Source organism: Bradyrhizobium sacchari, from assembly GCF_002068095.1.
GTDB lineage: Bacteria > Pseudomonadota > Alphaproteobacteria > Rhizobiales > Xanthobacteraceae > Bradyrhizobium > Bradyrhizobium sacchari.
The window spans coordinates 22,528-34,110 of sequence record NZ_LWIG01000013.1 but is presented as its reverse complement, the minus strand read 5'-3'; the positions used below and the strand labels follow the sequence as shown (position 1 = coordinate 34,110).

The window sequence follows — 11,583 nt, the reverse complement described above, 5'->3', positions numbered from 1 at the left end:
CGCCGTGTTCGTGGCGTGGCTTGGGCCGGTGTTCTGGCCATACGCCTACTCCGACATTTTTGACTACACGTTCTGGTCCTATGCCTACGAGCCCGGCTATTGGGCGTACGCATATGACGACTTCGTCGACACCGTGTTCTGGGGCGGTGACGACCCCTATTCCGCCTATGCCAGCGTCAACCCGTACGACTACCCGCAAGCTGGCGGCGGCAGCGTTCGCCAGCGCGCCAGCGCGAGTCCGCAAACGCTTCGGCAGTTGTGCGGCACACCGGACAAGGGCGTAACCGCCTGGCCGCTGGCCGACATCGCGCAGGCTGTGCGGCCCACACCGGAGCAACGCGCATTGCTCGACGAGCTGAAGGCCGCGGCGGCCAACGCTGCCGGTGTGTTCAAGGACTCCTGTGCGGAGACCTATGCACTGACTCCTCCCGGCCGCCTGCGCGCGATGATGAACCGCGTCAACGCAACGCTGGAGGCCGTCAAGATCGTGCGGCCGGCGCTGGAGAATTTCTACAACTCGCTCAGTGACGAGCAGCAGGCCCGCTTCAACGCGCTCGGCCCCAACGTCGGAGATCGCTCGCCGCCGCAGCAGCAAGCCAATGCCGACAGCTGCGGCGATCCGAAGTCCGGCCTGACCCAGTTGCCGATCCAGAGGATCGAGGCTGTGCTCCACCCCGCCGGCAAGCAAAAGGAGGCGCTCGACCGCCTCGGTGAAGCGACAGCCAAGGGCGTTGAGGGCCTGCAGGCGGCCTGCCCGAACGATGTACCGCTGACGCCGGTCGGACGGCTGGAGGCGATGCAGCGCCGGCTCGAGGCCATGGTGACGGCCGCCAAGCTCGTGGAGCCTGCGCTGGACGAGTTCTATGCCACGCTGAGCAGCGAGCAGAAGGCGCGCTTCAACACCCTGCAACAGGTCGCGGGCCAATGAGGGCGTGGCATTCGCTGCGAACGAAGCCGGACGACCATGGCGTGGACTCGTCAAGCGCTGGCGGACTGGTCGGTTAGCTCCCAACGGCAGCCCAAGAGCGGAGATCCAAGACCTCCCGTTCGCGACGCGCCAGTGGCAAAATACGTGATTGGAACAGGAGGATCGCGCACCATCCGCCCGGGACTTGATTTAGCGCAAGAAGCTGAGGCGACTTTGGGCTAAGTTTTCAAAAGCTTCTCAATCGGTCACCTTGTGGATCACAGCAATGATCATTGAGCGCTTAAGCCAAGAGCACCGCAATATCGAGAAACTGCTCGCCATCCTTGAGCGGGAGCTTCAGGTTTTCGACCTGGGCGACCGCCCCGACTATGAGGTTATTGGCGCGGTCATCAGCTATTTCGAACTTTACCCTGAGGTTTACCACCACCCTCAGGAAGACCTGGTCTTCGCCAAGTTGAGAATTCGCGATCCCGATGCGGCTGCGAAGATCGGTGATCTCGCTCGCGAACACCAGAGAGGGGCCGAACTTTTGCGCCGCGTCGCTCATGAGATTGACAATGTTCTTGCGGGCCGCGAACTCCTTCGGCAAGATGTGCATGCCATCGTTCACGATTTCATCGAACACGAGCGACGCCACATCACGATGGAAGATCGCGATTTCTTTCCCGCTGCCGTGAAGGCTCTCAAGCCTCAAGATTGGACGGAGATCGCTTCGGCCATGTCCAATCCTGAGGATCCGCTGTTTAGCGAGGCAGCCGAAGAGACGTTCGACGCGCTACGGGTACGCATCTTGCAGTTGGAACAAGAAGCCGAAGCCGAACGGCACTAGTCAAGCTATCCGCATTGTGCTGATCGGATTGGATGTCCGAAAGGTCAAAGCGTCGCTCCAATCGCCGCCTGGTCATTTCCGGTGTGCCAGACAGGCCGGCCCCACAACCATGAGCGTCCATGAGCGTAGGGCTGGGATAGCAGGAGAAGACAATGATGACCGACGATCAAGTCAATCTCGTCGTTCGGCACCTTTGCGAGCAATTGCATTTGGCGCTCCGATTGAAGGAGAGCGAGGCCCATCCACCAAACGCCAAGGAGATTGGATTTGATACCGCCTCTGTAAGAACTGTATTGCTGACTGGATTGCGTTCGGCGGGTGTCACGATCAACCACGAGGCAGACGCGGCGGGCGAAGAGCCGCCGTGGTCCTAGACGGCGCACTCTCCGTGTGAGTGCAGCGGCACGGAACGCAAGCTACCGCCTCGTTTCTGACCTCACGCGGGAATCGTCTTCCGCTCAACATCATTCGTGTTTGCGATCGCTTGAGGCTGCTCGATCTCGTTCGCGCCAATGGCGTTGCATTGTTGGAAGTAAGACGACAACTCAAACTCGGCCAGATGATCCCAGTACTCTGCTTCCGCAAGCAGCTTCCATTTGTTCATGCTGTTGTATGCGGCCTGTTGGCGGCAAAGTGAGCTCATCGCACGCAAGCGTCGCACTTTCTCCACTGCGGACCTCCCATCGCGCTTGCTTGTTTGCAAGCGCATTTGTGTTGTCACAACTTCGCAGATCGAATTGGCGAGCGATACCCCGGTGTTTGACGGTGAATCGATGACAGCGCAATCGTCTGACTTTTTAGAAGAACAAGTCTGCCAGGCCGATCACAACAATGGCCCCGACGCTTGCACGTCGGGGCCATTCAAGATCGGCAGGCCTGGGTACATCCGCCGCGCCTGCTGACCGTTGATGCCGCTTATTACCACATCCGATCTGGCACAGACTGTGGCAGGGCTGCGGCATCGGAATGATGATATTCTGCCTGAAAGCTGATGGCAGTCCATCTCATCATTGGTGGTACTCCCACCAGCTCGCTGCGTCGCCAGCGTCCTCGACGGGCCATGTTGACGATCGCCAAGCGACGAGCCCGCATAGACGAGTTCTATGCCACACTGAGCAGCGAGCAGAGGGCCCGCTTCGACGCGCTGCAACAGGCCGCAAGCCCGGAAAAACCGCACACCTGGTAAGCTTAAACCACCGTCTTGTGCCGCGCGATGCAGGTGCGCAGCACCTCGTCCATCGGCTTGCCCCACCAGTCGCTGGAGAAGATCTCGATTTCCGAGTATCCGGAAAAACCCTGCGCTTCGACCGCTTGACGCACCGACTTGATGTCGATGACCCCATCGCCCATCATGCCGCGATCGTTGAGGATGTCCTTCGTCGGCACCAGCCAGTCGCAGACGTGGAAGGCGAGCAGGCGATCCTTGCCGGCGCGCGCGATCTGGCCCATCAGCTCCGGGTCCCACCAGATGTGATAGACATCGAGTGCGACGCCGAGCATGCCGGTACGATCAGGGTCGAGCCGGTCGCAGATGTCGAGCGCCTGCTTTGTGGTGTTCACGCAGGCGCGGTCGGCGGCGTAAGCCGGATGCAGCGGCTCGATGGCCAGCGGCAGGTTTGCCTGTCTGGCGTAGTCGAGCATCTCGACAAGCGCCTCCTCGACCTGCCCGCGCGCCGCCGCGATGTCCTTCGACGCCTCGCTGCCCGGCCGCGAATATTGCGGCAGGCCGCCCACGACAAGAACGATGCAGGAGGCGCCGAGCGCCTTGGCCTCGTCGACGCAGCGGCGGTTGTCGTCGCGCACTTCGCTCCGGCGTGAGGTATCAGAGGTGAACATGCCACCGCGGCAATAACCTGAGAGATCGAGGCCCGCATCGCGCACCGCGCGTGCAGCGCGGTCGGGACCGACGGCGGCGACCTGATCCCGCCAGGGGTCGATGGCGCGGATGCCGTGCCTGGCACAGGCATCGATGATCTCGACGAGGTCACCCTGCTTGCGGACGGTCGCCGTGTTCAGCGACAGCCAGCGATGGTCGGACGAAAAATCGCGCATCAGGGTTCGATACCGTGGGTGGCGAGCACGGACTTCATCCGCTGCGTCGCGAGTTCGGGATTGGCGAGCAGGCCGGCCTTGTCGGCCAGACGAAACAGCTCGGCCAGATGCAACGTGGAACGCGTGCTCTCCTGACCACCGACCATGGTGAAATGATCCTGGTGACCGTTGAGATACGCCATGAACACCACGCCGGTCTTGTAGAAGCGCGTCGGCGCCTTGAAGATATGGCGCGACAGCGGCACCGTCGGTCCCAGCACGTCGTGGAAACCGGCCTCGTCGCCGGCAGCCAGCCGCGACAGCGCATAGGACGCCGCCGGCGCGATGGCATCGAAGATGCCGAGCAGTGCGTGCGAAAACCCCTGGCTATCGCCGGCGATCAGCTCCGCGTAGTTGAAGTCGTCGCCGGTATACATCTTGATGCGCTTGTCGAGGCGCCGGCGCATGTCGATCTCGCGCTGCTTGTCGAGCAGCGAGACTTTGACACCGTCAACCTTGGCGGCGTTGCCGTTGATGATGGCGACAGCGGTGTCCATCGCCTTGTTGAGATCTTTAGTGCCCCAATATCCCGTCAGCGCCGGATCGAACATGTCGCCGAGCCAGTGGATGATGACGGGCTCGCGGACCTGGGACAACACGCGATCATAGACTTTTGCGTAGTCGTCGGCGTTGCGGCCGAGCTTTGCCAGCGCGCGCGAGGCCATCAGGATGATGCGGCCGCCGACCTTTTCGACGGCGGAGATCTGTTCCTCATAGGCGCGGATGACGTCGTCGATGGTCCTGGCATCCTCGACCGCGAGGTGATCGGTGCCCGCACCGGAGAACACCAGCGCGTTGCGCCGCTTGGCGGCGGCGACCGAGCGCGTGATCAGCTCCAGCGAGGTCGGCCAATCCAGCCCCATGCCGCGTTGCGCAGTGTCCATGGCTTCGGCAACGCCGAGGCCGAGGTCCCAGACGTGCTCGCGGAAGGCGATGGTCTTGTCCCAGTCGACGGCGACCGAAAGCCAGGGATCGTTGTCCGCGAAGGGATCGGCAACCGTGTGCACGGCCGAGAAGGCGATGCGGTTCAGCGGGCCCTCGAGCTTTGCGGGGAACGTTCGTGAGGCCGCGAGCCGGTAGGCCTCGATCGAGCGATCGGCCTTCGGCAGCTTGAGCGACAATGACGACATGGGCTGGACTGGCTTGTTCATTTTAGACCTCTTCCTGCCATTGCGAGGAGCGAAGCGACGAAGCAATCCAGACGGCCTCTGCAGAAAGACTCCGGATTGCTTCGCTTCGCTCGCAATGACGACTTAGTGGACATCGGGGCTTATCCAATCGACCTCACACCTTGATCGGGGCGACGTCGATCCAGCGCCGCTCTTTCCAGCTCTTCAGTGCGCATTCGGCGAGTTGCACGCCCTTGGCGCCCTCGAGCAGGGTGAACTTGTAGGGAGCCTCCTCGTAGACGTGGCGGATGAACATCTCCCACTGCTCCTTGAAGCCGTTGTCGTAGCTGACATTGTCGGGCAGCTTCTGCCAGTCGCCGTAAAAATCGTGCAGCCGCTTCTCGTCGGGATTCCATACCGGCCTCGGGGTCGCCTGCCGGGCCTGGATCATGCAGTCGGAAAGACCCGCGACCGCCGAGCCGAGCGTGCCGTCGACCTGGAAGGTCACGAGATCGTCGCGGTAGACGCGCGTCACCCAGGACATGTTGATGTGGGCGATGATGCCGCCCTCGAGCTGGAAGGTGGCGTAGGCGGAATCGTCCGCGGTCGCCTTGTACTTCCTGCCCTGCTCGTCGAAGCGCTCGGGAATGTCCGTATTGCCGATGCAGACCACGCTCTGGACATTGCCGAAGAGGTTGTCGAGCACGTAGCGCCAGTGGCAGACCATGTCGAGGATGATGCCGCCGCCGTCCTCGTCGCGGTAGTTCCACGACGGCCGCTGCGCTTCCTGCCAGCCGCCCTCGAACACCCAATAGCCGAACTCGCCGCGCACCGAGAGGATGCGACCGAAGAAGCCGGAATCGCGCAGGAAGGCGATCTTCTTCAGGCCGGGCAGGAACAGCTTGTCCTGCACCGTGCCGTGCTTGACGCCCTTGGCGTTGGCGAGCTTCACGACCTCGACGGCCTCCTCGAAATTCGTCGCAATCGGCTTCTCGCAATAGACGTGCTTGCCGGCATTGATGGCCTGGGTCAGCAGGCCGGGGCGGGCCTGTGTGGTCGCGGCGTCGAAGAACATGGTGTCGTTCTTGTCGGCGAGCGCCGCGTCGAGGTCGGTGGTCCAGCGCGTGATGTTGTAGCGCTTCGCGAGTGCCTCGACCTTCTCGGCGCTGCGGCCGACCAGGATCGGATCGGGCATGACGCGGTCGCCATTCTTGAGGCGGACCCCGCCCTGGTCGCGGATCGCGACGATCGAGCGGATCAGATGCTGGTTGAGCCCCATGCGGCCGGTGACGCCGTTCATGATGAGGCCGAGGCGTTGCGTGGTCATGCCAGATACTCCTGAAGTGATGTTGGCTGTTCGAGCGGGCGGAGCGCCGACCAGTCCGGATGCACCGACGTCGCAAAGCCCACTGTGTTCAGCGATCCCGTCAGGAGATCGCCGTCGTGAATCCTGAGGCGGACGCCCTGCCCGGCATCGGCGTAGAGATCGGGGTGCGCGGCGGCGAAGGCCGCAGCTTCTGCGGCAGGCGTGTCGCCAAAGCCGTCGACATAGTGGTGGCCGTTGCGCTCGGCATGCGTGACGCCAATGAAGGCGCCGAGCGCAAGATCCTGCTGCACGGCAAGGCCGGCCTGGCAGGTCAGGTCCTCACCCGTGACGAAGAAAGTTTCGCCGCCTGCGCTCCACTTCGCCGCGCGCGTTGCATTGACAATGGACTTGTAGAGCCCCTTGCAGGATTTCGAGGAAATGCCGGAATAGCCGAGCGCCCGCGCCGCGGGGAAGGCATCGTAGGAATCGTCGGCCTCGTCGATGATGAAGCCGTGTGCGGCGAGCGAACCCAGCGGCGATTGCCGTGTGATATCGCGCGGCATCGGCTGTTCGACGTAGAGCAGCCGCGAGGCGATCGGGCGCAGCGCGGAATCACGGTCGAGCCGGTCCATCAGAGCCTGCAGCGCGGCGAGATCGGCATACTGTTCGTTGGCGTCGAGGGTCACCTTGTAATGGCGCCCGAGCGTGTCGAGTTCCTTGCCGATACGGGCCAGCCGTGCTGCGTCGGCTGCGGGATCGCCCGACAGTTTCAGCTTGAAGTAATTTGCACCGGCGTTCTCGTGGTCATCCGCAACACCGCCCTCGCCTTCGACAGTGTCGTCGAGGCCGACGGTATGCCTGATCGCAACGCGCGGCAGTGGCTTGCGGCCGGCGAGAAAGGTCGTGAGATCCGCGTCGTCCAAATCCGGCGAAAGCCGCGCATCGATGCCGGCGATATTGCCGGCCATGCCGTCAAAGAAGTCCGTTTCCACACCGCGCAGCAGGGCATCGAGGATTGCCTTGTCGATCTCCGCCGGGCCATAGGCCGCAGCAAGCGCCGGAATGTTCTTCTTCGCACAGGTCGCGATCTGCGCACTGATGCACGAGGCATGCAGATCGAACGCCGTCCGAAGTCCGGTCCGCGCGAGGTAAAGCCCGCGCGCGATCTGGAGCGAGCGGCGCAAGCCATCGACTGTCTGCGCAGGCGACAGCTCCGGCCGCTTGTCGAACCACTTTGGCACCAGCAGCTCGGCGCTGGCGCCGACCGCAACGCCCCTGCCCTCGACCTCGATCTCGACCCGCACGAACAGCTGCGGCGTCGCGTTGATGGTGATCGCGCCAAAGCGGAACGGCCGCGCGAAATGCGTCGGTCGTTCGAAGAAGGCGATATCTCGCAGCTTCAGGCGCGGCGCCATGATCGTCAGTCCAATGCACCTTGCGAGAAGAAATGTTTGCGGATGCGTTGCACGAGCTCGGTGAACACGGGATCGGCCATCACATCGAGCGAGCGCGGGCGCGGCAGCGGCACGTCGTAGATCGCGGCAACCGCGCCGGGGCGCTCGGTCATCACCAGCACGCGGTCGGCGAGGAACACCGCCTCCGGAATCGAATGCGTGATCAGCAGCACCGTCTTCTTCGTCTCGCGCTGGATCCGCATCAATTCGACATTCATGCGCTCGCGCGTCAGGGCATCGAGCGCGCCGAACGGCTCGTCCATCAGCATGATCCTGGGATCGTGCACCAGCGCGCGGCAGATCGAGGCGCGCTGCTGCATGCCGCCGGAAAGCTGCCAGGGCAGCTTCTTCTCGAAGCCTTCGAGGCCGACCAGTTTCAACAGCGACCTGGCGCGGTCGAGATATTCCTGCCGCGGCAGCCGCTTCATGTCGATCGGCAGCATCACGTTGTTGAGGATGTTGCGCCAGGGCAGCAGCAGCGCGTTCTGGAACACGATGCCGACATTGCCGTGCGGCGTCGTCACCTTCTCGCCCTCGACCAGGATCTCGCCCGATGTCGGCGGCAAGAGTCCCGAAATCAGCTTGAGCAGCGTGGACTTGCCGCAGCCTGAGGGGCCGACCACGACAAAGAACTCGCCGTCATTGATATGGAAGTCGAGCGGCCGCAGCGACGGCACGTCGCCGTCGCGCGTCCGGTAGGTCTTGGACACGCCGGACAGCTTGATGCCCGACGTATCGCCGGCCCGGTCGCTCACCAGCCTCAGATGCGCGGCCGGCTGCACGGTTTCGCTCGTCACTGTCGCTGGTTTCACGAGCCACTCTTCGGCAAGTAATCGTTGGTGTAGAAAGCCTTCGGGTTGTCCTTGGCCTTGGCGTCGAGGCCGCCATATTCGACCAGCAGATTGACGGTCTCGGTCATGTTCTGGTCGGTGACCTGGAACGGCCGCTTGGCCTTGGTCTCGGCGGTCCGGTAGAGCGGAATGGTCAGCTCGAAGCCCTGCGTCAGCGTGTCGATCTTGCCGCCCTTGGGGTTGGCATCGAGGATCGACTGCGCAGCGGCCTTCGGTTCCTTCTCGGCAGCCTCGACCGCCTTGGTCGTCGCCGACATGAAGCGGCGAACGAGGTCGGCATTGGCCTTCACATAGTCGGAATTGGCGATGATGCCGGAGGAAACCATGTTGATGCCGTAGTCGGCGAACTTGATCGGATAGACGTCCTTGCCGGTGGCGTCCTTGATCTTCATCGACTGGTCCATGACATAGCCGAGCAACAGATCAGCCTGGCCGTTGATGACGGCGTTGAGCTTGGTCTGGCCGTCGCCGGCCACCGTCTGGAAGTCGCTTTCCTTGAGGCCGGTCTTCTTCAGGAACAGCGGCCAGATCTGGGTCATGGAATCCGCCGGCGTGATCGCCACCGTCTTGCCCTTGATATCCTCGGGCTTTTTGATGTTCTTGTCGACGAAGCCCATGGCGGACATCGGGCTCGTCTGCAGCAGCACGCCGGTGGCAAGCACGGGCGCGCCCTTGATGGCGGCGCGCATCATGGTGGGCACGTCGACATAGCCGAAATCCGCAGTCTTGGCGGCGACGGCCTGCGTCGTCGCGGCCGAGCCGCGGCCTTCCTGGATCTCGAGGTCGATGCCTTCGGCGGCATAGATGCCCCTGGCCTTGCCGTAATAGAACGGCGCGTGCTCGCCATAGACGTACCAGTTCAGCATCAGCACGACCTTGTCCGCCGCCTGCGCCGGCATGGCCGTGAACATCAGCAGCGCCACTGATGCAGCCCCGATCAACCGCTTCATCGTCACTCTCCCTTTATCATTATGTTTCGGCCGTTGATGACCGTTGCTTAAGTTAAGAGGCGAAAATCACGTCCTCGCGCTGGCTGACATGCCAGGGAATGACCAGCTTCTCGATCCGGTCCACGATCCAGAACAGGATGACGCCGAGCAGCGCCAGGATCACCAGGGCCGCGAACATCGTCGGCAGGTCGAACGTGCCGATCGAGCGCTGCATCACATAGCCGATGCCGGAATTGGAGCCGACGAACTCGCCGACGACGGCGCCGACCACGGCGAGCGTCACGGAGACTTTGAGACCGGAGAAGATCGCCGGCAGCGCATGCGGCAGGTTCACCGCGCGGAACACCTGCAGGCGGCTGCCCTGCATGGCGCGGGCAAGATCGACCATATCAGGGTCGACCGACTTGAAACCCTGCACGGCGGAGACGACCACCGGGAAGAAGCCGAGTAGAAATGCCGAGATCACCTTGGGAATGATGCCGAAGCCGAACCACACCACGAACAGCGGCGCGATCGCGATCTTCGGCACGGACTGGGAGAACACCAGCAGCGGATAGACATAGCTCTCCACCGTCTTCGAGCCCGCGATCAGCATCGCGACGGGAATGCCGAACAGCGCCGACAGCAGGAAGCCGCAGACGGTCGCATAGGTGGTCGGCCAGGACTGGCGCAGCAATTCCGGCCATTCGGTGCGCAGCACGGCGAGAACATCGCCCGGCGAGGGGATCTGGTAGGCGGGGATTTTGAACAGCCGGATCGCGAGATCCCAGGCGACGACGATGAAGACGAGGAACAAGAACGGCCGAACCCAGGCCGCATTCAGCAATTTGGAGATCGCACCCTGCGGCTTCGGCTCGGCCAATTTTCACTCCCGGCAGTCTTCTTCGTTGTGGGGAGAAATTAACCCGTTGGATAAATACTGTCCAGAGGTTTCCCTGTGACGTTTTGCGCTGGGTTCCGGCACGCTGTCATTCCGGGGCGATGCGAAGCATCGAACCCGGAATCTCGAGATTCCGGGTTGGTCCTACGGACCGCCCCGGAATGACGACGGGGAGATTAGGGGACTAAACCGCCTGCGCCACCGCGCTGCGCGACTTCGGCGCTTTCGCGATCTCGAACAGTTCCGCCGAACGTCCCGTCAGCGCGGCGAGCACAAGGCCCGCCATGTGCGCGAGCCGTTCGTCCTTGGCCTTCTTGTCCAGCAGATCGCGGCCGAAGATCACGCTGAGGGTCGCCGAGTTGGAGAGATAGAAGAAGCTGAGCGCCGCGATGGAGATGTAGAGCTGCACCGGGTCAACTGCGACCTGGAAGTCGCCGGACTCGACACCGCGCCGCACCACGGTGCGGATCATCTCGACAAAGGGCGAGTGCATCGACTTCACCTTGGTCGATTTCTTCAGGTGCTTTGCGCGCGCGAGGTTCTCGGTCTGCAGCAGCGACAGGAACTCGGGATTGCGCAGGAAGTAATTCCAGGTGAACTCGATCAGGCGGCGGATCGCTTCGGGCGGATCGAGATGCTCGAGATCGAGACCGCGCTCCTCGCTGCGGATCTTGTCATAGGCGCCTTCGAGCACCGCCAGATAGAGCTCGTCCTTGTTGCCGACATGGTAGTACAGCATGCGCTTGTTGGCGCCGGCCTTGGCCGCGATGCGGTCGACGCGCGCACCGGCAAGCCCGTGGGCGGAAAACTCCTGCTTGGCGGCTTCGAGAATGCGCAGCCGCATCCCCTCGGGGTCCCGCTGCCATTTCAGAGTTCGCTTTGCCTTCGCCAAACCGGGTGCTCGCTGGGTGGTCTCGGGTACGCATGTAACACGCGGAAGCCGTCATTGCGAGGAGCCCTTGCGACGAAGCAATCCAGACTGCCACCGCGGAGGGATTCTGGATTGCTTCGCTGTGCTCGCAATGACGGGTGGAGGGACCAGCGCTCACTCCACCGGCTTCGGCGAGCGCTCCAGCAGCACCGTCTGGATCCCGCAGGTGCCGCTGCGCACCGTCATGATCCGCGTACCCGGCTTGCGGCCGTTGCGGACCTCGGTGACGTCGAGGCCGGCTGCGATCAGGCGGG

The 11,583-nt window shown here is 62.9% G+C and carries 13 protein-coding genes and 1 pseudogene; 4 read left to right on the top strand and 10 right to left on the bottom strand.

Going from position 1 to position 11,583, the window contains the following annotated elements; genetic code table 11:
* The 3 genes from A5906_RS17315 to A5906_RS41465 all read left to right on the top strand — a co-directional run.
* Positions 1-928: Spy/CpxP family protein refolding chaperone (locus A5906_RS17315; RefSeq protein WP_150132783.1), on the top strand; the 928-nt coding region annotated here is incomplete at its 5' end.
* Between the two features lie 265 nt (positions 929-1,193).
* Complete coding sequence (locus A5906_RS17310) at positions 1,194-1,757, top strand: hemerythrin domain-containing protein (RefSeq protein ID WP_080136604.1); 564 nt, start codon at positions 1,194-1,196, stop codon at positions 1,755-1,757.
* Positions 1,758-1,909: 152 nt separating this feature from the next.
* Positions 1,910-2,131, top strand: a complete 222-nt coding sequence (locus tag A5906_RS41465) for a hypothetical protein (protein ID WP_136615307.1) — start codon at positions 1,910-1,912, stop codon at positions 2,129-2,131.
* A 62-nt stretch (positions 2,132-2,193) separates the two neighbouring features.
* On the opposite strand, the gene A5906_RS17300 is transcribed toward A5906_RS41465, so the two are convergent.
* Positions 2,194-2,427: a hypothetical protein gene (locus A5906_RS17300; RefSeq protein ID WP_080136864.1), complete on the bottom strand. Its 234-nt coding sequence runs from the start codon at positions 2,425-2,427 to the stop codon at positions 2,194-2,196.
* 321 nt (positions 2,428-2,748) lie between these two features.
* On the opposite strand from A5906_RS17300, the gene A5906_RS41460 reads away from it, so the two are divergent.
* The gene (locus A5906_RS41460) at positions 2,749-2,943 is read left to right on the top strand and encodes a hypothetical protein (RefSeq protein WP_136615306.1); all 195 of its coding nucleotides are present in this window, start codon (positions 2,749-2,751) and stop codon (positions 2,941-2,943) included.
* A gap of 2 nt (positions 2,944-2,945) precedes the next feature.
* On the opposite strand, the gene A5906_RS17295 is transcribed toward A5906_RS41460, so the two are convergent.
* The 9 genes and pseudogenes from A5906_RS17295 to A5906_RS44535 form a co-directional block, all read right to left on the bottom strand.
* Positions 2,946-3,809 (bottom strand): sugar phosphate isomerase/epimerase family protein, encoded by an 864-nt coding sequence (locus tag A5906_RS17295; RefSeq protein ID WP_080136602.1) that lies wholly within the window; start codon positions 3,807-3,809, stop codon positions 2,946-2,948.
* Entirely contained in the window at positions 3,809-4,999 is a 1,191-nt protein-coding gene (locus tag A5906_RS17290; RefSeq protein WP_080136601.1) for a dihydrodipicolinate synthase family protein, read from the bottom strand. The genes A5906_RS17295 and A5906_RS17290 overlap by 1 nt, the downstream gene beginning before the upstream one ends.
* 133 nt (positions 5,000-5,132) lie before the next feature.
* The gene (locus tag A5906_RS17285) at positions 5,133-6,284 is read right to left on the bottom strand and encodes a Gfo/Idh/MocA family protein (RefSeq protein WP_080136600.1); all 1,152 of its coding nucleotides are present in this window, start codon (positions 6,282-6,284) and stop codon (positions 5,133-5,135) included.
* The gene (locus tag A5906_RS17280; RefSeq protein WP_080136599.1) at positions 6,281-7,678 is read right to left on the bottom strand and encodes an enolase-like domain-containing protein; all 1,398 of its coding nucleotides are present in this window, start codon (positions 7,676-7,678) and stop codon (positions 6,281-6,283) included. Before A5906_RS17280 ends, A5906_RS17285 begins: the two co-directional genes overlap by 4 nt.
* Positions 7,679-7,683: 5 nt before the next feature.
* Positions 7,684-8,529, bottom strand: a complete 846-nt coding sequence (locus A5906_RS17275) for an ABC transporter ATP-binding protein (RefSeq protein WP_080136598.1) — start codon at positions 8,527-8,529, stop codon at positions 7,684-7,686.
* The gene (locus A5906_RS17270; RefSeq protein ID WP_080136597.1) at positions 8,526-9,518 is read right to left on the bottom strand and encodes an ABC transporter substrate-binding protein; all 993 of its coding nucleotides are present in this window, start codon (positions 9,516-9,518) and stop codon (positions 8,526-8,528) included. Before A5906_RS17270 ends, A5906_RS17275 begins: the two co-directional genes overlap by 4 nt.
* Before the next feature lie 52 nt (positions 9,519-9,570).
* Positions 9,571-10,380: an ABC transporter permease gene (locus tag A5906_RS17265; RefSeq protein WP_080136596.1), complete on the bottom strand. Its 810-nt coding sequence runs from the start codon at positions 10,378-10,380 to the stop codon at positions 9,571-9,573.
* Between the two features lie 202 nt (positions 10,381-10,582).
* Entirely contained in the window at positions 10,583-11,290 is a 708-nt protein-coding gene (locus A5906_RS17260) for a TetR family transcriptional regulator (protein ID WP_186465174.1), read from the bottom strand.
* 153 nt (positions 11,291-11,443) lie between these two features.
* A pseudogene (locus A5906_RS44535) lies at positions 11,444-11,583 on the bottom strand (VOC family protein); the annotation flags it as partial.